Annotated in this window: 16 protein-coding genes; 5 read left to right on the top strand and 11 right to left on the bottom strand. The window is 61.3% G+C overall.

Annotated elements, in window-relative coordinates; translation table 11 throughout:
* Positions 1-219: 219 nt before the first annotated feature.
* The 7 genes from VLA07_RS13505 to amaB form a co-directional block, all read right to left on the bottom strand.
* A complete protein-coding gene (locus tag VLA07_RS13505) occupies positions 220-936 on the bottom strand; it encodes an ABC transporter ATP-binding protein (protein WP_047600666.1) in 717 nt (238 codons plus the stop codon).
* Entirely contained in the window at positions 933-1805 is an 873-nt protein-coding gene (locus VLA07_RS13500) for an ABC transporter ATP-binding protein (protein ID WP_027613534.1), read from the bottom strand. The genes VLA07_RS13505 and VLA07_RS13500 overlap by 4 nt, the downstream gene beginning before the upstream one ends.
* Entirely contained in the window at positions 1802-3103 is a 1302-nt protein-coding gene (gene livM / locus VLA07_RS13495) for a high-affinity branched-chain amino acid ABC transporter permease LivM (protein WP_096794779.1), read from the bottom strand. The genes VLA07_RS13500 and livM overlap by 4 nt, the downstream gene beginning before the upstream one ends.
* 3 nt (positions 3104-3106) lie before the next feature.
* Positions 3107-4021, bottom strand: a complete 915-nt coding sequence (locus VLA07_RS13490; RefSeq protein WP_027613532.1) for an ABC transporter permease subunit — start codon at positions 4019-4021, stop codon at positions 3107-3109.
* A gap of 238 nt (positions 4022-4259) precedes the next feature.
* Positions 4260-5393 carry an ABC transporter substrate-binding protein gene (locus tag VLA07_RS13485; RefSeq protein WP_027613531.1) on the bottom strand — a complete coding sequence of 378 codons (1134 nt, stop codon included), beginning with the start codon at positions 5391-5393 and terminating at the stop codon, positions 4260-4262.
* 368 nt (positions 5394-5761) lie between these two features.
* Positions 5762-7045: an L-pipecolate oxidase gene (gene amaA, locus VLA07_RS13480; RefSeq protein WP_247268696.1), complete on the bottom strand. Its 1284-nt coding sequence runs from the start codon at positions 7043-7045 to the stop codon at positions 5762-5764.
* A 154-nt stretch (positions 7046-7199) separates the two neighbouring features.
* Positions 7200-8690, bottom strand: coding sequence for an L-piperidine-6-carboxylate dehydrogenase (gene amaB / locus VLA07_RS13475; protein ID WP_247268695.1), 1491 nt, complete (start codon positions 8688-8690; stop codon positions 7200-7202).
* A gap of 165 nt (positions 8691-8855) precedes the next feature.
* Between amaB and VLA07_RS13470 the strand changes: the two genes are divergently transcribed.
* From VLA07_RS13470 to nadE, 3 genes are all read left to right on the top strand, one after another.
* Positions 8856-9767 carry a LysR family transcriptional regulator gene (locus VLA07_RS13470; protein ID WP_247268694.1) on the top strand — a complete coding sequence of 304 codons (912 nt, stop codon included), beginning with the start codon at positions 8856-8858 and terminating at the stop codon, positions 9765-9767.
* Between the two features lie 213 nt (positions 9768-9980).
* A complete protein-coding gene (gene pncB / locus VLA07_RS13465) occupies positions 9981-11204 on the top strand; it encodes a nicotinate phosphoribosyltransferase (protein WP_003221154.1) in 1224 nt (407 codons plus the stop codon).
* Positions 11205-11208: 4 nt separating this feature from the next.
* Positions 11209-12036: an ammonia-dependent NAD(+) synthetase gene (gene nadE, locus VLA07_RS13460; protein ID WP_098966951.1), complete on the top strand. Its 828-nt coding sequence runs from the start codon at positions 11209-11211 to the stop codon at positions 12034-12036.
* Positions 12037-12208: 172 nt separating this feature from the next.
* Here the strand turns inward: nadE and azu are convergent, their stop codons facing one another.
* On the bottom strand, positions 12209-12655 hold the full coding sequence (gene azu, locus VLA07_RS13455) for an azurin (RefSeq protein ID WP_098966950.1): 447 nt from the start codon (positions 12653-12655) through the stop codon (positions 12209-12211).
* Between the two features lie 340 nt (positions 12656-12995).
* Between azu and VLA07_RS13450 the strand changes: the two genes are divergently transcribed.
* Together VLA07_RS13450 and VLA07_RS13445 are read left to right on the top strand one after the other, a co-directional pair.
* Positions 12996-13583 carry a TIGR00730 family Rossman fold protein gene (locus VLA07_RS13450; RefSeq protein ID WP_223007144.1) on the top strand — a complete coding sequence of 196 codons (588 nt, stop codon included), beginning with the start codon at positions 12996-12998 and terminating at the stop codon, positions 13581-13583.
* Positions 13584-13651: 68 nt separating this feature from the next.
* Positions 13652-13837 (top strand): hypothetical protein, encoded by a 186-nt coding sequence (locus VLA07_RS13445; protein WP_007967464.1) that lies wholly within the window; start codon positions 13652-13654, stop codon positions 13835-13837.
* A 212-nt stretch (positions 13838-14049) separates the two neighbouring features.
* Here the strand turns inward: VLA07_RS13445 and VLA07_RS13440 are convergent, their stop codons facing one another.
* The 3 genes from VLA07_RS13440 to VLA07_RS13430 form a co-directional block, all read right to left on the bottom strand.
* Positions 14050-14940 carry a transglutaminase family protein gene (locus VLA07_RS13440; RefSeq protein ID WP_247268692.1) on the bottom strand — a complete coding sequence of 297 codons (891 nt, stop codon included), beginning with the start codon at positions 14938-14940 and terminating at the stop codon, positions 14050-14052.
* Positions 14940-17426 (bottom strand): circularly permuted type 2 ATP-grasp protein, encoded by a 2487-nt coding sequence (locus VLA07_RS13435; protein WP_333989424.1) that lies wholly within the window; start codon positions 17424-17426, stop codon positions 14940-14942. Before VLA07_RS13435 ends, VLA07_RS13440 begins: the two co-directional genes overlap by 1 nt.
* Before the next feature lie 88 nt (positions 17427-17514).
* Positions 17515-20790, bottom strand: coding sequence for a transglutaminase family protein (locus VLA07_RS13430; protein WP_333989423.1), 3276 nt, complete (start codon positions 20788-20790; stop codon positions 17515-17517).
* Positions 20791-20928 lie beyond the last annotated feature (138 nt).

Here is a 20928-nt window from a genome sequence, read left to right as displayed (position 1 = left end):
TTAAACAAGGAGTGCGTGGAGTACATTATAAATTCAATCACTCTATTCGATCAATTTATGCACATTGTCAAACTCACCACTATATTCATCCCCATATTTCTCGCTGCATGGCTAACGATTCACTTCATAGGCTGGATCAATGAAAACCCATAACTTAAATTTACCTTAAGACGAACGGGTTGTAGTTGCAGCCGCTACTTATGTAGCGGCCGTGACATTTCAATGACCGCCGAGGTAAGCGTTACGCACCTCCTCATTCACCAACAACTCCTTGCCGGTACCGGTCAGACGAATCTCGCCGTTGACCATCACATACGCCCGGTCCGACAGCTTCAACGCATGGTTGGCGTTCTGCTCGACGAGGAAAATGGTCATGCCGGTTTTCGCCAGTTCCCGCAGGGTGGCGAAGATCTGTTTCACCACGATCGGCGCCAACCCCAGGCTTGGCTCATCGAGCAGCAGCAATTTCGGCCGGCTCATCAATGCGCGGGCAATGGCGAGCATCTGCTGCTCGCCGCCGGACATGGTCATCGCCCGCTGGGTACGGCGCTCTTCGAGCCGCGGGAACAGCTCGAACATGCGCTGCATATCCTCCTTGGCATATTTGTCGCCGATCGGGATGGTGCCCATCAGCAGGTTCTCCTCGACGGTCATGTCGGGGAACACCCGCCGCCCTTCCGGCGACTGTGCGATGCCGTTGGAGGCGATGTAGTGCGAGGACTTGTGGGTGATGTCGACGCCTTGATAGAGGATCTGCCCACCCGCCGCGCGCGGCTGGCCGAAGATCGACATCAGCAGCGTCGATTTACCCGCGCCGTTGGAGCCGATCAGGCTGACGGTCTCGCCTTCGTTGATCTGCAGCGACACGCCCTTGAGGGCCTGGATCGGGCCGTAGAACACGTCCAGGTCTTTCAGTTCGAGGATCGGTTTGCTCATACCAGCTCCTCTTCGTCGGCGCCCAGGTAGGCGGCAATCACTTTCGGATCGTTGCGAATGGCTTCAGGCCCGCCTTCGGCGATGACCACGCCGTGATCCAGCACCACGATGTGGTCGGAAATGCTCATGACCATGCCCATGTCGTGTTCGATCAGCACCACGGTCAGATCGTGCTCGTCGCGCAGCAGCCGGATCATCGCGCTCAGTGCTTCGGTTTCCTGAGGGTTGAGGCCGGCGGCCGGTTCGTCGAGGCAGATGATCTGCGGCCGCGTGCACATGGCCCGGGCGATTTCCAGACGGCGTTGCTGGCCGTAGGACAGTTCACCGGCCAGACGGTTGGCGCAGTCCACCAGATCCACCACTTCCAGCCAGTAGAACGCGCAGTCCAGCGCATCACTTTCGGCCTTGCGGTAGCCCTTGGTGTTGAGGATGCCGGCGAGCATGTTGCGGTTGACCCACATGTGCTGCGCCACCAGCAGGTTCTCCAGCACCGACATTTCCTTGAACAGGCGAATGTTCTGGAATGTCCGGGCCAGGCCGGCGCGGTTCACCAAGTGGGTGCCGCCGAACATCTTGTAGTACAGGCGACTGAGGAAGCTTTTCGGCGAGACGAAGTCGGTCGGTTTGAACGACTCGCCCAGCAACTGGATGACGTTGGTCTGCTTGCCGCGCACGTTGAGTTCGATCTTGCCGCCGGAGGCCTTGTAGAACCCGGTCAGACAGTTGAACACCGTGGTCTTGCCGGCGCCGTTCGGCCCGATCAGGGCGAAGATCGAGTTGCGTTTGACCTTGAGGCTGACATCGCTCAGGGCCTTGATGCCACCGAAGTGCATCATCAGTTTTTCCACAGAGAGTACGACTTCACTCATGGCGCAGTCCTCTCATAGTGAATAGCACCTTTGCGTGGAGTGACCCCGGTACGGCTGATGCGAATCAGCCCGCGTGGTCGCCAGATCATCATCAACACCATCAGGATGCCGAACAGCAGCACGCGGTATTCAGCGAAGCCGCGCAGCAGTTCCGGAGCAACCGTCAACACGAATGCCGCAATCACCACGCCGATGGTCGAGCCCATGCCGCCGAGCACGACGATGGCGAGGATCAGCGCCGATTCGAAGAAGGTGAACGAGGTCGGGTTGACGAAGCCTTGATAGGTGGCGAAAAACACCCCGGCCAGCCCGGCGGTGGATGCACCGATAGTGAACGCCGAGAGCTTGACCAGCACATGGTTGAGGCCCATCGAGCGGCAGGCGATTTCATCTTCGCGCAGCGCTTCCCAGGCGCGACCCACCGGCATTTTCACCAGACGATGCTTGATGTACAGCACGGCCAGTACCACCAGGAACAACACCGTGTAGATGAAGTAATACTTCACATCGGGGTTGTAGGCGATGCCGAAGAACTCGTGGAACGGCACCCCGCCATCCTTGGCCCGCTTGCCGAATTCCAGACCGAAGAATGTCGGCAGTGGCGCCGGCATGCCGTTCGGCCCGCCGGTCAGCGACAGCCAGTTGTTGAGGATCAGGCGGATGATTTCACCGAAGCCCAGAGTCACGATCGCCAGATAGTCACCGTGCAGACGCAGCACCGGGAAACCGAGGATGCAGCCGGCCAAACCGGCAGTGATTGCCGCCAGTGGCAATACGGTCCAGAAGCCCAGCCCGAGATATTGATAACCGAGCGCGAGACCGTAGGCACCGATGGCGTAGAACGCCACGTAACCGAGATCGAGCAGACCGGCCAGCCCGACCACAATGTTCAGCCCCAGACCCAGCAGCACGTAGATCAGCCCGAGGATGACCACGCCCAGCAGGTACGAGTTGGAGACAAACGGCACGATGACCGCGAGCACGATCAGCAGCGGAATGATCCAGCGCAAGCGTGATTTGTGATCGGCAGGCAGCACATGCACACCGGAGCCGGTGCTCTCGAATCCGTCGAGAATCTTCAGGCCCTTGGGCGTCTGCAGAAACAGACTCAAGGCAAAGCGGCCGATCATCACGATGCCGATAAGCCACGCCACGCGGGTTGGTTCGAGGTTGAAGCTGTAGCCTTCGAGCACGACGCCGACAATCGGGCCGAACACGATCAGGGCAATCAGGCCGGCCAGAATCGCCTCAACCAGGCTTTTTTTGATATCGATATTTTTTTGAGTGGTTGAAGACATCGCTTACACCTTCGACACAAGAGGACGGCCCAACAGGCCCTGAGGCCGGAAGACCAGAACAAGTACGAGCAGCGAGAAGCTGAACACGTCTTTGTAGTCGGAGTTGACCAGGCCCGAGAACAGCGACTCGGAGATCCCGAGAATGATCCCGCCGAGCATCGCGCCGGGCAGTGAGCCGATCCCGCCAAGCACGGCGGCGGTGAACGCCTTGATGCCGATGACGAAGCCTGCGTAGAAGTCGAACGTGCCGTAGTTCATGGTGATCAGCACGCCGGCCAGCGCCGCCATTGCTGCACCGATGATGAACACGTAGGAAATCACCCGGTCGGTGTTGATCCCGAGGATCGAAGCCATCTTGCGGTCTTGCTGGGTGGCGCGGCACATGCGGCCGAGCTTGGTGTACTTGATCACGTAGGTCAGCAGGCCCATGCCGACAAATGCGGCGACCAGAATGAAGATCTTGGTGTAGGTCAGTTGGACGAAACCGCTGCCGACGTCGATGCGCCAGGCACCGGTGAGCAGCGTCGGAACACCCTGTTGACGGGCGCCCTGGCTGATCTGGGCGTAGTTCTGCAGGATCAGCGAGATACCGATAGCACTGATCAGCGGTGCCAGTCGAGTGGAGTTGCGCAGAGGTTTGTAAGCGACGCGTTCGATTACCCAGCCATAAACGCCGGTGACGACGATAGTGAAAACCAGCGTGCCAAGCATCAACAGCGGGAAGGATTCGATACCGAAGTAAGCCAGCAGAGCCAGACTGATTGCCGCGAGGTACGCGGAAATCATGTAAACCTCGCCGTGGGCGAAGTTGATCATGCCGATGATGCCGTAGACCATTGTGTAGCCGATGGCGATCAGGCCATAGACCGACCCGAGGGTCAGGCCGTTGACCAGTTGCTGCAGGAAAATACCATCCATAACGCAATCTCACGCAATGAGAACCTGCCCACCGGAGCGGGCGGCTCTTCTAGGAAAAATACAGATTTACGTCGGAGCAATGCAGACACGTTCCCCCGGAACACCATCGCCTCCTGTGGGAGCGGGCTTGCTCGCGAAAGCGGTGTATCAGCTACCGTTGATGGCGACTGACATCCCGCATTCGCGAGCAAGCCCGCTCCCACAGGGGTTCATGGTGTTCGGATGATCACGTCAGCCCTTACTTCTGTTTTTCCAGCTGATGGTATTTGCCGTCCTTGTCCCACTGGTAAACCACATAGTCAGAGACTTTCAGGTCGCCCTTCTTGTCCCAGGCTTTCTCGCCCATGACGGTTTTCACCGGGTTGGCCTTGAGCCACTCGGCGGCTTTTTCGCCACTGTTGGACTTGGCGCCGTTGAAGGCAGCCGCCAGGGTCTGAACCGACGCGTAGGCGTACAGGGTGTAGCCTTCAGGCTCGGTGCCGGCCTTGCGGAACGCGTCCACTACCGTCTTGCTGTCTGGCAGCAGGCGAGGGTCGGCGCCGAAGGTCATCAGCACGCCGTCAACGTATTGCGGGCCACCGGCGGTGGTCACCAGTTCGTCGGTGACGATGCCGTCATCAGACATGAACTTGACGTCTTTCAGGCCTTCGGTACGCAGTTGCTTGACCAGCGGGCCGGCTTCCGGGTGCAGGCCGCCGAAGTAGACCACGTCGGCACCGGCTGCACGAATCTTGGTGACCACGGCGCTGAAGTCTTTCTCGCCGCGGGTCAGGCCTTCATACAGCACCGGCTTCACGCCACGTTTTTCCAGTTGAGCCTTGGTCGCATCGGCCAGGCCCTGACCGTAGGTGTCCTTGTCGTGCAGCACGGCGACTTTCTTGCCCTTGAGCACGTCGACGATGTAATCGCCCGCGACGATGCCTTGCTGGTCGTCACGCCCGCACATACGGAACATGGCGCTCAGGCCGCGCTCGGTCACTTGCGGGTTGGTGGAACCCGGGGTGATCGCGATAACGCCGGCTTCGTCGTAGATTTCCGAGGCGGGAATGGTGGAAGAGGAGCAGAAGTGACCGACCACGCCGGCTACCTTCTGGTTGACCAGATCCTTGGCGACTGTCACTGCCTGTTTCGGTTCGCAGGCGTCATCGCCCTTGACCAGTACGATTTTCTCGCCGTTGACGCCGCCCGCCGCATTGACCGCGTCCGCCGCTGCCTGTGCACCCTTCATGTACTGCTCGCCAAATGCCGCGTTGGCGCCAGTCATTGGACCCGCTACACCGATTTTCACATCGGCTTGAGCAAACGCAGAAACACCCAACGCAGTAGCTACTGCGAGGGCCAGAAAGCCTTTCTTGTAAAACGTCTGGGACATGAGGTGGTGCTCCAAGGTTTTTTTTAGTTGGCACTGCGACTTCACTTCACTGAATGCTCTGAGCAAGCGCCGTGCCATCGGTTTTTTATTCTTCAAAAAGTCGCTGCTTTCTTGTTATTTCGACTGTTTCGTTCCCATTTTCATTGGGCGTGCAACCGTCTAAACCGCGGAAGGTGAAACCTTTTTAAATCTGAGGCGCAACCCGCTTGCGCCATCATTGCAACCGCGGCACCAAACGACGTGCAACCAGCCTGTAACAGCTCGCGTCACCGAACTGCACACTGCTGGTGCGGGACTGCTACAACCCGCACCATTAGAGGCTAGTCGCTACGCCGAAAAGCGCCGCTTCCGGCAACATATTTCAACACTCAAATGACGATGCGCAGGCACTGGCCCGCGTGATACAGCGAGAAGCCGGCCTCGTACAGGCAACTGCGCAGGCCGACGCCGGCCAGGGGCTGCATCGGTGCGAAGGGGATCGGCAGGGCTTGAGGATTTCCGTCACACAGGTAGTCGGCGAAGGCTTTGCCGACCACAGTGCCGGTGGTCACGCCACGACCGTTGTAACCGGTGACGGCCACCAGTCCCGGCGCCGGTTCGAACAGGCGCATCAGGTGATCGGGGGTGAAGGCGATGCGCCCGGTCCAGGTGCATTCCCATTCCACCGGTTTCAGGTTGGGGAAGTAGTGTTGCTGCACCCGGTCGGCCCAGGCCTTGAGGAACCAGGTGGGTTTCTGATTGCCGTTGCCCAGACTGCCGAGCAACAACCGGCCGTCCTTGTCACGACGGATGCTGCTCAGCACTTGGCGCGTGTCCCACGAGCCCTGCCCGCCGGGGAGGATGTCATGGGCGGCGTCTTCGGTCAGCGGCACCGAAGCGACCTGATAGTAGTAACCGGGGAAGAAGTTGCGCTTGAGTTCGGTCCAGTCGCCCTCGGTGTAGGCGTTCGAGGCTATCACCACTTGCTCGGCGAGTACCGAACCTAGCTCGGTCTGCACCGACCATAGCTGGCCCACGCGTTCGAGACGGGTCACTGCCGAGTGATCGAACATCTGCCCGCCCAGGCCCTTCACCGCGTTGGCCAGGCCGGTGACATAGGCCATCGGGTTGAGCGTACCGGCGCGGCGATCGAGCAGCGCGGCGGCAATCTTCTGCGTGCCGGTGGCTTGCTCGCAGGCCTTGCCGGTGAGCAACTCGACCGGCGCCCCGCGGCGCTTCCATTGTTGCTCGCGACTGCGCAGATCCGCTTCGCCCTTGGCGTTGTGCGCCATGTGCAGGGTGCCTTCGCGGCGCAACTGGCAATCGATGTTGTATTTATCCACAAGGCTGAACACCAGCGCCGGCGCCGCCCCGAGCATGCGGTTGAGTTGACTGCCGACCGCTTCGCCGAATCCGGCCTCGATCTCGTCCGGCGGGATCCACATGCCGGCGTTGACCAGCCCGACGTTGCGTCCGGAACCGCCATGCCCGGCACGATGCGCTTCGAGCACGCAGACGCTTTTGCCTTTTTCCAACAGATGCAGCGCCGCCGACAACCCGGTAAACCCGGCGCCGATCATGCAGACATCGACTTTGACCTCACTCTTGAGCGCGGTGTTATCCGGGCGCTGCGGCGTGAGCTTTTCCCACAGACATTCTTCGCGTAACGGCATTGCCAGACTCCAACAGAAACCTGCCAAACACACTGTTGATCCTGTGGGAGCGGGCTTGCTCGCGAAAGCGGTGTTTCAGCCAACATCTGTGTCGACTGACCCACCGCTTTCGCGAGCAAGCCCGCTCCCACAGGGGATCTGCTTCATTCCAAACTCAGTCGAAGGTAATGCCCTGCGCCAGCGGCAACTCCAGCGAGTAGTTCACGGTATTGGTCTGGCGGCGCATGTACGCGCGCCAGGCGTCGGAGCCCGACTCACGACCGCCGCCTGTCTCCTTCTCGCCACCAAACGCGCCGCCAATTTCCGCGCCGCTCGGGCCGATGTTGACGTTGGCGATGCCGCAGTCGCTGCCAACCGCCGACATGAACTGCTCGGCCTCGCGCACGTCGGTAGTGAAGATGCACGACGACAGGCCCTGCGGCACCGCATTGTTCAAGCGCAGCGCTTCCTGGAAGTCGCTGTAGCCGACCACGTAGAGGATCGGCGCAAAGGTTTCGCTGCAGACCACGTCGCTCTGCTCTGGCATTTCGACAATGGCCGGCGACACGTAGTAGGCGTTGGGGAACTGCTCTTCGAGCTGACGCTTGCCGCCGAACACCCGACCGCCCTCGCTCAGTGCCTGCTCCAGCGCGTCCTGCATGTTTTCGAAGCTGTGTTTGTCGATCAGCGGGCCGACCAGATTGCCTTCCAGCGGATGACCGATGCGCACTTTGGCGTACGCGGCTTTGAGGCGGGTGACGATTTCTTCCTTCACTGATTCATGGGCAATCAGCCGCCGCAGGGTGGTGCAACGCTGCCCGGCAGTACCGACCGCACTGAACAGAATGGCGCGTACAGCCATGTCTAGGTCGGCGCTCGGGCCGAGGATCATCGCGTTGTTGCCGCCCAGTTCGAGAATGCTGCGGGCGAAACGTGCGGCGACTTTCGGCGCCACTTCGCGGCCCATGCGGGTGCTGCCGGTGGCGCTGATCAGCGCAACACGCGGGTCATCCACCAGCGCTTCGCCAGCGTCACGGCCACCGATGATCACTTGGCACAGGTGCGCCGGCGCATCGCTGAAATTCTTCACCACACGGTCGAACAGCGCCTGACAGGCCAGTGCGGTCAGCGGGGTTTTCTCCGACGGCTTCCACACCACCGGGTTACCGCAGACCAGCGCCAACGTGGTGTTCCACGCCCACACCGCGACCGGGAAGTTGAACGCGCTGATCACGCCGACCACGCCCAGCGGATGCCAGGTTTCACGCATGTGGTGGCCCGGGCGCTCGGAGGCGATGGTCAAACCGTACAACTGACGCGACAGGCCGACGGCGAAGTCGCAGATGTCGATCATCTCCTGCACTTCACCGAGGCCTTCCTGAGTGATCTTGCCCGCCTCCCACGACACCAGTTCGCCGAGGTCAGCCTTGTACTCACGCAGCACTTCGCCGAACTGACGCACCAGTTCGCCGCGACGCGGGGCCGGCACCTTGCGCCACAGCTCGAAAGCATGATCTGCGCGACTGATGTGCTGCTCGACTTCGGCCGGGCCTTCCCAGTTCACGGCGGCGATGCGGCTGCCGTCGATGGGCGAATGCACCGGCACTTTGCCGTTCTGGTACAGGGCCGGGTTCACACCAAGACGATCAAGCAATGCGGCAACCATGGGTCACTCCTCAAGCGAAAAACAGAATGTGTGCGGACGCATTTTCGCGACCGGGCAGGCCTTTAGTTGTAGCTTCCCGAAGGCGAGGCAACAAACGACCTTTACGCGAGATATCATTCCGTTTATTCATGCTGCGCACAGAAAGACAAGAAAAAGGGATCACCCATGCTGAATAAACGCCACCTGCCATCGATCACCGCGTTGCAGTGCTTCGAGGCCGTGACCCGGCACCTGAGCTTCACCCGGGCCGCCGAAGAGCTGAACCTGACGCAGAGTGCCGTCAGCAAACAGGTCGCGCAGCTTGAGGAATTGTTGCAGCACTTGTTGTTCCGTCGGGTGCGTCGGCGTTTGCAGATGACCCCGGCCGGGGATTTGTACCTGGTGGAAGTCCGAAAAATCCTCACTCAGGTGGAAATGTCCACGCATTACCTGCGTTCCTACGGCGGCGAGACCGAAGTCCTGCGTGTCTCTACACCCTCGACCTTCGGCGCTCGTTGGCTGGTACCGCGTCTGAAGGGCTGGCGTCTGCGCCATCCGTCGATCCATCTCGACTTGTGCAACGAGCAGGAGGCCGATGACTTGCTGCAGGGTCGCAGCGATCTGGCGTTCTATTTCGGCCAGAGCTCACGGCCCGGCACCGAATGCCTGAAGCTGTTCGGCGAAGAGCTGGTACCGGTCTGTGCGCCCGGCAGCCTGCCGGATCAGCCCTTCACCGACCCGACGCAACTGACCGATCTGGTGCTGCTGCAAAACGCCTCGCGCCCACAGGCCTGGCATGACTGGTTCGACAGTCAGGGTTACCACACCGAACACAGCTATCACGGCCCGCGTTTCGAAACCTTTTACATGTGCATCCGCGCCGCTCAGGTCGGCTGCGGCGTCGCGTTGTTGCCACGGTTTCTGGTGGAAGAGGAATTGGCCGACGGCAAACTGGTCATTCCCTGGCAGCATGCAATGCCCAGTTCCGACGCCTATTACCTGGCCTACCCGGAACATGCGGCGGAAGTGCCGAAGGTGCGGGATTTTGTGAAGTGGATGCTGGAGCAGATCGACAGCCCGGATCTGACGCCGATATAGAGTTTTCACGACCCTGTGGGAGCGGGCTTGCTCGCGAATGCGGTGGGTCAGTCAATTCAAATGGGACTGATGCACCGCATTCGCGAGCAAGCCCGCTCCCACAGTTGATCTCGACGCTCTTAAAAAATGCTGGCAATCCCCACCGCTGATATGCGCCACTAGCGTCATTGATTGATCCCGCGCAACCGCGCGGTGCACCTGGAGACCCCGTTTATGAGCGAGAGTGTGTTTGCCGATCGCATCGTGCAGAACCTGCTCGACACCGACTTCTACAAACTGACGATGATGCAGGCGGTGCTGCACAACTACCCCAACGTCGAAGTCGAATGGGAGTTTCGTTGCCGTAACAGCGAAGATCTGCGGCCGTATCTGGCCGAGATTCGCTACCAGATCGAGCGGCTGGCCGAGCTGAGCCTGAGTGCCGACCAGTTGAGCTTTCTCGAGCGCATCACCTTCCTCAAACCGGATTTCCTGCGCTTTCTCGGCCTGTTCCGCTTCAACCTGCGCTACCTGCACACCGGCATCGAGAACGGCGAACTGTTCATCCGTCTGCGTGGCCCGTGGCTGCATGTGATCCTCTACGAAGTGCCGCTGCTGGCGATCGTCAGCGAAGTGCGCAACCGCTATCGCTACCGGGAAATCGAACTGGTGCAGGCGCGGGAACAGCTGTATCGCAAGTTCGACTGGCTCAGCGCCAATGCCTCGGCCGACGAACTGGCGCAATTGCAGGTCGCCGATTTCGGCACCCGCCGGCGCTTCTCGTACCGCGTGCAGGAAGAAGTGGTCAACGTGCTCAAGCACGATTTCCCCGGGCGCTTTGTCGGCACCAGCAATGTGCACTTGTCCCGCGAGCTGGACATGAAACCGCTGGGTACCATGGCCCATGAATGGATCATGGCCCACCAGCAACTCGGCCCACGCTTGATCGACAGCCAGATCGCCGCGCTCGACTGCTGGGTGCGCGAATACCGTGGCCTGCTGGGGATTGCTCTCACCGATTGCATCACCACCGACGCGTTTCTCGGCGACTTCGACCTGTTCTTCGCCAAGCTCTTCGATGGTCTGCGCCACGATTCAGGGGATCCGGTGCAGTGGGGCGAAAAATGCATCGCCCACTATCACAAGCTCGGCATCGACCCGATGAGCAAGACCCTGGTGTTCTCCGACAGCCTGACCCTGCCGAAGTCGCTGGAGATCTTCCGCGCGCTGCACGGGCGGATCAACGTCAGCTTTGGCATCGGCACCAACCTGACCTGTGACATTCCGGGTGTCGAACCGATGAGCATCGTGCTTAAAATGACCGCCTGCAACGGCCAGCCGGTGGCGAAGATCTCCGACGAGCCCGGCAAGACCCACTGCAAAGACCCGAATTTCGTCGCCTATTTGCGACATGTGTTCCAGGTTCCTGCCGATTCCAGTCTATCTAGCAAGGAGTGAATTCATGCAAGCCGTACAGCGTGAGATTGCTGAACAGCTCAAGGTGCAACCGCCATTCGCCGGGCATCAGGCCCTCGAAGCGGAAGTCGCCCGGCGCATCACCTTTATCCAGGATTGCCTGGTCAATTCCGGCCTCAAAACCCTTGTGCTGGGCATCAGCGGCGGTGTCGACTCGCTGACCGCCGGCCTGCTGGCCCAGCGCGCCATGCGTGAGCTGCGCGAGCGCACCGGCGACGACGCCTACAAGTTCATCGCCGTGCGCCTGCCGTACGAAACCCAGTTCGACGAGCACGACGCCCAGGCGTCGGTGGACTTCATCGCTCCGGACGAACGCCACACGGTGAACATCGGCCCGGCGGTCAAATCACTGGCCAAGGAAGTGGCGGCGTTCGAAGGCAAACATGCGGTGTCGGTGGATTTCGTCCTCGGCAACACCAAGGCGCGGATGCGCATGGTCGCCCAGTACACCATCGCCGGCGCCGCGCACGGTCTGGTGATCGGCACCGACCACGCGGCGGAAGCGGTGATGGGCTTCTTCACCAAGTTCGGTGACGGCGCCTGCGACCTGGCCCCGCTCAGCGGTCTGGTGAAAAACCAGGTCCGGGCGATCGCCCGCAGCTTTGGCGCACCGGAATCGCTGGTGGAAAAAGTGCCGACCGCGGATCTGGAAGACCTGTCGCCGGGCAAACCGGACGAAGCCTCGCACGGCGTAACCTACGCCGAGATTGATGCCTTCCTGCACGGCGAGCCGGTGCGTCAGGAAGCGTTCGACATCATCGTCAGCACCTACAACAAGACCCATCACAAGCGGGTCATGCCGTTCGCGCCTTGATCGGCGACCGAATGAAAAAGCCCGCTGAGGAGCGATCCTCAGCGGGCTTTTCTTTGGCCAGTTCACCTGTCGATGCTCATGGCCTCTTCGCGAGCAGGCTCGCTCCCACATTGACGGCGCGAACCTGTGGGAGCGAGCCTGCTCGCGAAGAACGATAACGCGGTGAACCTGCTTACTTCACAGCAATGGTGCCTTTCATCATCGAGATGTGGCCCGGGAAGGAGCAGAAGAAGCCGTAATCGGTACCGGCAGTCAGCTTCGATACATCAATGGTCAGCGTGTCTTTCTCGCCGGCACCGATGATCTTGGTGTGAGCGATAACGCGCTCGTCGCCGTCTTTCAGGTAGTTCTTGTCGATGCCAGCGGCCAGGCCGTCGGTGGCGATCGGCTGCATGTCAGCGGTTTTGCTGACCACCAGGTTATGACCCATGACGTTCTTCGGCAGGCTGCCAGAGTGGGTCAGTTCGACGGTGAAGGTCTTGCAGCTCTTGTCGATCACGATCTCCTTGGTGTTGAAGGACATCTGGTCGGTGGAATCAACGGTGGTTTTGCACTCGGCAGCCATCAATTGGCTGCTGGCCAGCGCCAGCAGGGATACCGCAACAACTTTGGAAAACATGGTGAATCTCCAAGGCAGGGTTAACAAAAACACTAATGGTGGAAAGACTGCCTGAAATCTTCGCAAGTTCCTATGACTTGAGTCAAAAATTGTATACAACTTTCAGGCTATGACACTCATCGAAACAATCTACCGGCGATAATCCCGGGTCGGGCCTATGATCGGCGCATCTACTGAAACGGAGTGCCTGTCATGTTCTTTAACGGTCTGTTGTGCAGTTTGCTCGCCGCCTACGCCTGTGGCGCAAGCGGTACCTTTGAATCGCCAGAACGCGAAGCTTAGCCCTTGGATCAAGACGTGCCAGCCATTACCCTGTGACGGATTGACCCAGGAGGAAGGCATGTCTCTCAAATCCGTTTGTGTATTTTGCGGTGCCAACGCCGGCACTGATCCGGCTTATACCGAAGCCGCCCAAGCCCTTGGCCGGGCACTCGCCGAGCGCCAGCTGACGCTGGTTTACGGCGGTGGTGCCGTGGGCCTGATGGGCCTGGTGGCGGACGCCGCACTGGCCGCCGGCGGCGAGGTGATCGGGATCATCCCGCAAAGCCTGATGGACAAGGAAATCGGCCACAAAAGCCTGACCCGTCTCGAAGTCGTCGATGGCATGCACGCGCGCAAGGCGCGCATGGCCGAGTTGAGCGATGCGTTCATCGCGTTGCCCGGCGGCCTCGGCACGCTGGAAGAGCTGTTCGAAGTCTGGACCTGGGGCCAGCTCGGCTACCACGGCAAACCGCTGGGGCTGCTTGAGGTGAACGGTTTCTACAGCAAACTCACGGCTTTTCTTGACCATATCGTCGGCGAAGGCTTCGTTCGCGCCCCACACCGTGACATGCTGCAAGTGAGCGAATCAGCACAATCGCTGCTCGACGCCCTGGATAACTGGAAGCCGACCGTCACGCCCAAGTGGGTCGACCAAAAACCCGGCTAACCGCCGGGCACCGATACAGGGCAGAATACGCGCCGCTCAACCTCACCTTCGACCCCAGAGGATCGCCCATGGCCAAACCCAATTACTCCTTCGCCAAACGTCAACGAGACCTGGAAAAGGAAAAGAAGAAAGAGGAAAAGCTTCAGCGCAAGAAACAGCAGGCTGAAGAAGCGGCACTGAACCCTGACGGGGAAGTGGCGACTGATGACGATGTTGATGTTGATGCACCGAAAGACCAGGCGCCCGACGCCTGAGCCCCACCGGGTTTGATGATCGAGTCAGACCCTGCGGATTTGTGACGGGGCTGGCGGCTCAGCCGCTGGCTCTCACAGCCCTCCCCGTTTTCCGAACACGATACGACCTCCTGTGGGAGCGGGCTTGCTCGCGAAGGCGTCTTCACCTTCAACATTGATGTAACTGACACATCGCCTTCGCGAGCAAGCCCGCTCCCACATGGGGTGCTGTGTTATTCCAATGGCATCACCGTGACGCGGACCTCCGGGTCGTGACTGCCGCCCCCCAGAATCACCCCGCGCAACGGCGACACATCGGAAAAATCCCGACCCCACGCCAGGGTGATGTGCTCCAGCGCCGGCTGCACATTGTTGGTCGGATCGAAATCCACCCACCCGAGTACCGGACAGAACACCGACACCCAGGCATGCGACGCGTCGGCGCCGATCAGCCGTGGCTGTCCCGGCGGCGGTTGGGTCAGCAGATAACCACTGATGTAGCGCGCTGCCAGCCCTCGCGAGCGCACGCAAGCGAGCATCAGATGCGCGAAGTCCTGACACACGCCACGCCGGCGCTCCAGCACCTCGACCAGCGGCGTCGCCACTTGCGTGGCCTCGGCATCGAAGGTGAATTCGCTGAAAATCTTCTGCATCAACGCCTGCACGCCCAGCAACAAGGGCCTTCCCGGTGGAAAACAGCTTTCCGAAAATTCGACGAAACTGCGTTTCAAATGCACGTAGGGTGACTGAAACCGATAGCGACAAGCCTCGAGCATTTCGGCGGACAACGGCTGACTGCTGTAGGTCAGCGCGTTGCGCGTCTGCTCCCACGCCGGGGACAGACTGAAATCCGCCAGTGGCCGCGCCAGCACCTCAACCGTGAGCCGGGCGTTGACCTGCAACTCATCATGCGGGCGCTCGAAGGCCAGTCGGGTCAGCGGATTGCCGAACACGTCCAGCTCATCCCGCCGCGTCGTCGGCTGCGGGCTGATCAGCAATTGCTGCTCGATGCAGCGTTGCCACGTGCACTCACGCGGCCATAGGTGCGCCAATTGCTGTGCCAGCGAAACCGGGCTGTCGTAGTGGTAACAGGTGTCGTGGAAGATCTGGTAATGGGCGCTCATCAGACGGACACCGTGCGCTGGCTGACATCATCGACATGGGCAAAATGGCGCAGCGCCAGACGATCGGACACCTGACCGCTGGCTTCGGCAATCTCTTGCAGCAGATCCGCCAGACCATCGAGCGCGGCACGCACGCTGTTTTCCCCGAACAGCGGGTTCTCCAGACAGCCCAGATCGAACCGCGCCAGACGCTCGACCAATTGCGGCAGCCCGGCCTCGCGAGGTACGCCGAAATCATCGTTCAAGCGTTTCAAAGTGCGGGTCACCAGTTTCAACTGGAACAACACCGCGTGCGGGTTCTGCTCATCCAGCAGCAACAGGTCGAGCACCGGAACCAACTGCGCCACCGCCAGATACCGCGAACGGTAGGTGATGCTGCTGTTGCCCAGCTCCAGCAGCCATTCCAGCCCCGCCTGATCGAACGCCCCGGCGCCGCGCAGAAACGCCGCCAGACTGCTGCTGAGAAACTGCAACCGCTCGATGCGCCGGCCGATCATCAAAAAGCGCCAGCCTTCGTCGCGAGTCATGTCGTCGAGCGCGAAACCCGAGAGCGCCGCCAGCGACATCACCAGCCGATTGAGGAAATCCAGCAACTCACCGAAATCCGGCTCTTCGGTGTCCAGCTCCATTGCCTCGCGCTGCAACTCGACCAACGCCTGCCAGTTTTCCCGTGAAAGCTTGCCGCGCACCTGCGAGGCCGCCCACTGCAAGCGCTGCAGGTTGGAGCGCAGGCTGAACGACCAGTCCTCGCCGAGCAGCGCCGCCAGCAGCCGCTCCGGCAGCTCACCCTCCTCCGGCAGCAACATCAGCCGCTCGCCCAGCTCCACGGCCGCCTGCAAGGCTTGCGGATCATCGCCATCGACATACCGCGCGAGCATGATCCGCAGCAGTCGCGCACTGTCGTCACAACGCTCGCAGTAACGACCGAACCAGAACAGGTTTTCCACCACCCTCGAGGGCAGATAAGGATCGCGGCGCACCAGATCGTGTACGCCGACGTTGCGCTGGGTTTTCCATTGTTCGCCGCTCGGCGCACGCTCGCCCAGCACCCAAGTGTCCTTGCTCGCGCCACCGCGCTGCATCGACACCACTTCGGCATCGGCATCGGCGGCGACCCGGGTCAGCCCACCGGGCAATACGCGATAGCCGTCACCACTGGCCACCGCGTACACGCGCATGCCGATCGCTCGCGGTTGCAGTTGGCCGTCTTCGGCCTGCCAGATCGGCGCCTGGGACAGCTGCGCCAACTCTTGCGCGACATACGCGTATGGCCGCGCCTGCATGCGCTCGGCGAGTGCCTGGCGCTGTTGTTCACTCAGATCGCGGCCGAATACCGGGGCGAAGCTTTGCGAGGGAAAAGCCGGTTTGATCAGCAGCTCGGGAAGCTTTTCCAACGCCTGCGCCAGCACTGGCGCCTCGCCGCACCACCAGGTGGCGATGGACGGCAGCAGCAGTTCTTCGCCGAACAGGTACTGATTGATCTTCGGCAGAAATCCAAGCAACCCCGGCGACTCCAGCACGCCGCTGCCCAACGCATTGGCCACCAGCACCCGGCCCTGACGCACCGCTTCCAGCAGGCCAGGCACACCAAGTGCCGAATCGGTGCGCAGCTCCAGCGGGTCGCAGAAGTCATCGTCGAGCCGGCGCATGATCGCGTGCACCCGGCGCAGACCACTGAGGGTTTTCAGGTACACCGTGGCATCGCGCACGGTGAGGTCGCCGCCCTCCACCAGCGGGTATCCGAGCTGGCGTGCCAGATAAAGGTGTTCGAAATAGCTTTCGTTGAAGCGCCCGGGCGTGAGCAACACCACCAGCGGCGCGTCGTCAGCACACGGTGCCTGACGCGCGAGGGTTTCCTGCAGGGTGCGGAAGAACCCAGCCAGATGCTGCACTTTCAGATCGCGGTACAACTCGGGAAAGGCGCGCGACACAATGGTGCGATTTTCCAACGCATACCCCGCGCCCGACGGCGCCTGAGTACGATCCGCCGTGACCCACCAGCGCCCGTCCGGTGTGCGCGCCAGATCCACGGCGTATAGATGCAGAAAGGCATCTTCCGGTGGCGCGATGCCCTGACACGGCCAGAGAAAATTGTTGTGGCCGAACACCAGCTCCGCCGGTAACAACCCTTCGCTGATCAGCCGCTGCGGCCCGTACAGATCGGCCAGTACCGCATTGAGCAGGCGTGCTCGCTGGGCAATCCCCGTCGACAGTTGCTGCCACTCGTCAGCAGCGATCACGTGCGGCAGAAGGTCCAGCTCCCACGGACGGTCGGCGCCCTTGGGATCGGCATAGACGTTGTAGGTCACGCCGTTTTCCTGAATCTGCCGGGCCAGCAACGCCTGCCGCTGCACCAGTTGCGCCGGGGTGCTGCGCTGCAATTGATCGAACAGCCGCCGCCAGTGCGGGCGCACTTCCCCGCTGTCATTCAGCAGTTCGTGATAAGTGCCCGCGGTCAGCGGGTAGCGGTCTAGCAGGTCAGGCATGGAAAGCTCGGCAGACAGCAGGGAACGGTCAGACTAACGCAGGCACATGACGTGCGGATATACGAAAAATCCGCATGTCGTGCAGGACTTAGAAACGTCGCAAATCGAGCGTCATCGGCAGCTCGTCGGAGATTGCCAGGTTCGGTATCGGAAGTTTCCCCGGCGTGTGTCCGATGCGGAAAAACCGCGCCATGCGCCGGCTCTCAGCTTCGTTGGCATTGACCGGTAACGTCTCGTAATTGCGCCCGCCCGGGTGCGCCACGTGGTACTGGCAACCGCCCAGCGAACGCTGCATCCAGGTGTCGAGCAGGTCGAACACCAGCGGCGCGTGCACCGGGATGGTCGGTTGCAGGCAGTTGGCCGGTTGCCAGGCCCGAAAGCGCACGCCGGCGACGAACTCACCGATGCGCCCGGTCGGTTGCAGCGGCAGCGGAATACCGTTGCAGGTCAGCAGATAGCGCTGCGGCGGCAAGCCGCTGAGCTTGATCTGCAAACGCTCCAGCGACGAATCGACATAACGCACCGTGCCGCCCGCCGTACCCTCCTCGCCCAGTACATGCCAAGGTTCCAGCGCCTGGCGCAGCTCCATCTCGATGCCGCTGACCGCGTAATCGCCGACCTTGGGAAAACGGAACTCCAGATGCGCAGCGAACCACTCGGCGCGCAATGGATAACCGGCGTTGTTCAGTTCAACGATGACGTCGGCGAAATCCTGCTCGATAAAGTGCGGCAGCATGAAGCGGTCGTGCAGCTCGGTGCCCCAGCGCGCCAGTTTCGGCGGCGCATAGGGCTCGCGCCAGAATCGCGCAACCAGCGCACGCAGCAACAACTGCTGAGCCAGGCTCATCCGCGCATGCGGCGGCATTTCGAAGGCGCGCAGCTCCAACAGGCCAAGGCGCCCGGTAGCGCCATCCGGCGAATACAGTTTGTCGATGCAGAACTCGGCACGATGGGTGTTGCCGGTGACGTCGATCAGCAGATTGCGCAGCAGGCGATCCACCAGCCACGGCGCACACGCTTCGCCCGGTTCAGGCATCTGCGCGAAGGCGATTTCCAGTTCGTACAAGGCGTCGTTGCGCGCTTCATCGACCCGCGGCGCCTGCGAGGTCGGGCCGATGAACAAGCCGGAAAACAGGTAGGACAGCGACGGGTGGTTGTGCCAGTAACTGATCAGGCTGCGCAGCAGGTCCGGGCGGCGCAGGAATGGTGAGTCTGCCGGGGTCGCGCCACCGAGGACGAAATGGTTGCCGCCGCCGGTGCCGGTATGGCGCCCGTCGATCATGAATTTCTCGGTGGTCAGGCGGGTCTGCCGCGCCTGTTCATAGAGAAACTCGGTGCGTTCGACCAGTTCGTCCCAAGTCGCCGACGGCTGCACGTTGACCTCGATCACGCCCGGGTCCGGGGTGATGCGGAAGTTGCTCAGGCGCGGATCGCTCGGCGGCTCGTAACCTTCCAGCAGCACCGGGCAATGCAGCTCTTCGGCGGTGGCTTCGATGGCCGCCACCAGTTCCAGATAGTCCTCGACCCGCTCCAGCGGCGGCATGAATAGATACAGACGCCCTTCGCGGGCCTCGGCACAGAAGGCGGTGCGGGTCAGCCAGTCGGCGGACTCGTCGATTTTCGGCGCACGTTCGGCGGCTGCGGCGGGTTCGGCATGACTGTTGAGCTGCGCGGTGTCCGGCAGCTCGGGAAAGTCCTGATTCGGATCGTTGGGATGAATGAACGGATACTCGGCGGCCTTCACCCACGGCTGTGAACCGAGTGGCAAGCGATAACCCAACGGCGAATCCCCCGGCACCAGTCGGCAATGCTCGTCGCGCAGATACCAGCGCCCGCTCTGCCATTGATCACCCTTGGCAGTGCGGGCCAGCGGTAGCACCTTGCCGATTACTTTATCCAGCCCCTGAGCGAAAACCTTGCGCAGACGCGCACGCTCCAGCGGTTCTTCAAGACGCGAGTCTTCAGCGCTGACGTTGCTCGGCAATGCGCCCTCACGCCAGAGGTAATAAAAATTGTCTTCGTAGGCTGGAAACACGAAACGAGCAGGCAGTTTCAGGCGTTCGGCAACACTCGCGAGAAAGCGTCCCGCCAGTTCGCCATCGGCGCCGTAGTCCTGCTGCTCATCGGCGATCAGCGCGCTGTTGTGCCAGATCGGCACGCCATCGCGGCGCCAATAGCAGTTGAGCGACCAGCGCGGCAATTGCTCGCCCGGGTACCACTTGCCCTGACCGAAATGCACCAGACCTTTCGGCGCATAGTGCTGGCGCATGCGCTGGAACAGTTCGGCGGAGAGGCGGCGCTTGTCCGGGCCCAGCGCGGCGGTGTTCCACTCGGCGCCATCGGGGTCGTCGATGGAGACGAAGGTCGGCTCGCCGCCCATGGTCAGGCGCACATCGTCTTTGAGCAGGTCGGCATCGATCTGTCGGCCCAGCGCCTGAATCGCCAGCCACTGCTCATCGGTATAGGGCTTGGTCACCCGTGGCGCTTCCCAGATGCGCTCCACCGACATTTCGTGGCTGAACTGGCATTCGCACGGCTCGACCAGACCACTGATCGGCGCGGCTGAGGATGGATCGGGGCTGCAGGCCAGCGGGATATGCCCTTCGCCGGCGAACAATCCGGACGTAGCATCCAGACCGATCCAGCCAGCGCCCGGCAAGTACACCTCGCACCACGCGTGCAGATCAGTGAAGTCCACTTCGGTACCGGACGGACCGTCGAGGCTCTTCACGTCGGCGGTCAGTTGAATCAGATAACCGGAGACGAACCGCGCGGCCAGCCCGAGGTTGCGCAGCAGTTGCACCAGCAGCCACGCCGAGTCGCGGCAGGAGCCGGACGCATGTTCGAGGGTGTGTTCCGGGGTCTGCACGCCCGGCTCCATGCGAATCAGGTAGCGAATGTCTTCGCTGAGACGCTGGTTGAGCATCACCAGGAAATCCACGGCGGGCAGCGGCGTACGGTCGATCCCGTCCAGATAGGCTTTGAATGCCGGGGTCAGCGGCAGAGTTTCGAGGTACGGCGCCAATTCCTTGCGTTCATCTGCGGCGTAAGTGAAGGGGATTTTCTCGGCATAGGGTTCGAGGAAGAAGTCGAACGGATTGAACACCGCCATCTCGGCCAGCAGGTCGACCTCGATGCGCAACTCGTCGGTTTTCTCGGGGAACACCAGACGCGCGAGGTAGTTACCCTGCGGGTCTTGCTGCCAGTTGATGAAATGCTGCTCGGGCGAGACCTTCAGCGCATACGAAAGAATCCGCGTGCGGCTGTGGGCGGCCGGACGCAGGCGTACGATCTGCGGGCCGAGTTCGACAGCGCGGTCGTAGCGGTAATGCGTGACGTGATGCAATGCGACATGAATCGACACGGCGTGCCTCCTGCGAGCCTAAGCGTATTCGAAAGCGCGCAAGACTTATGCCATGCAAGGGCTTGGGCGCTTTCCCGGAATGCTCAGGGCAGTACAGCACCAAAATCGGGCGATGCGGGGAAATGGTTCGAGGAAGTT

Source organism: Pseudomonas sp. S3(2024) (assembly GCF_036861315.1).
In the GTDB taxonomy this organism is placed as follows: domain Bacteria; phylum Pseudomonadota; class Gammaproteobacteria; order Pseudomonadales; family Pseudomonadaceae; genus Aquipseudomonas; species Aquipseudomonas putida_A.
Note: the sequence above shows the minus strand (reverse complement) of the source record. Positions and strands in the feature narration are given on the sequence as shown.

What these genes read in the sequence shown, in the direction of transcription:
- VLA07_RS13505 (WP_047600666.1), bottom strand. Translation starts at nt 936, where the DNA reads ATGAGCAAACCGATCCTCGAACTGAAAGACCTGGACGTGTTCTACGGC.
- VLA07_RS13500 (WP_027613534.1), bottom strand. Translation starts at nt 1,805, where the DNA reads ATGAGTGAAGTCGTACTCTCTGTGGAAAAACTGATGATGCACTTCGGT.
- livM (WP_096794779.1), bottom strand. Translation starts at nt 3,103, where the DNA reads ATGTCTTCAACCACTCAAAAAAATATCGATATCAAAAAAAGCCTGGTT.
- VLA07_RS13490 (WP_027613532.1), bottom strand. Translation starts at nt 4,021, where the DNA reads ATGGATGGTATTTTCCTGCAGCAACTGGTCAACGGCCTGACCCTCGGG.
- VLA07_RS13485 (WP_027613531.1), bottom strand. Translation starts at nt 5,393, where the DNA reads ATGTCCCAGACGTTTTACAAGAAAGGCTTTCTGGCCCTCGCAGTAGCT.
- amaA (WP_247268696.1), bottom strand. Translation starts at nt 7,045, where the DNA reads ATGCCGTTACGCGAAGAATGTCTGTGGGAAAAGCTCACGCCGCAGCGC.
- amaB (WP_247268695.1), bottom strand. Translation starts at nt 8,690, where the DNA reads ATGGTTGCCGCATTGCTTGATCGTCTTGGTGTGAACCCGGCCCTGTAC.
- VLA07_RS13470 (WP_247268694.1), top strand. Translation starts at nt 8,856, where the DNA reads ATGCTGAATAAACGCCACCTGCCATCGATCACCGCGTTGCAGTGCTTC.
- pncB (WP_003221154.1), top strand. Translation starts at nt 9,981, where the DNA reads ATGAGCGAGAGTGTGTTTGCCGATCGCATCGTGCAGAACCTGCTCGAC.
- nadE (WP_098966951.1), top strand. Translation starts at nt 11,209, where the DNA reads ATGCAAGCCGTACAGCGTGAGATTGCTGAACAGCTCAAGGTGCAACCG.
- azu (WP_098966950.1), bottom strand. Translation starts at nt 12,655, where the DNA reads ATGTTTTCCAAAGTTGTTGCGGTATCCCTGCTGGCGCTGGCCAGCAGC.
- VLA07_RS13450 (WP_223007144.1), top strand. Translation starts at nt 12,996, where the DNA reads ATGTCTCTCAAATCCGTTTGTGTATTTTGCGGTGCCAACGCCGGCACT.
- VLA07_RS13445 (WP_007967464.1), top strand. Translation starts at nt 13,652, where the DNA reads ATGGCCAAACCCAATTACTCCTTCGCCAAACGTCAACGAGACCTGGAA.
- VLA07_RS13440 (WP_247268692.1), bottom strand. Translation starts at nt 14,940, where the DNA reads ATGAGCGCCCATTACCAGATCTTCCACGACACCTGTTACCACTACGAC.
- VLA07_RS13435 (WP_333989424.1), bottom strand. Translation starts at nt 17,426, where the DNA reads ATGCCTGACCTGCTAGACCGCTACCCGCTGACCGCGGGCACTTATCAC.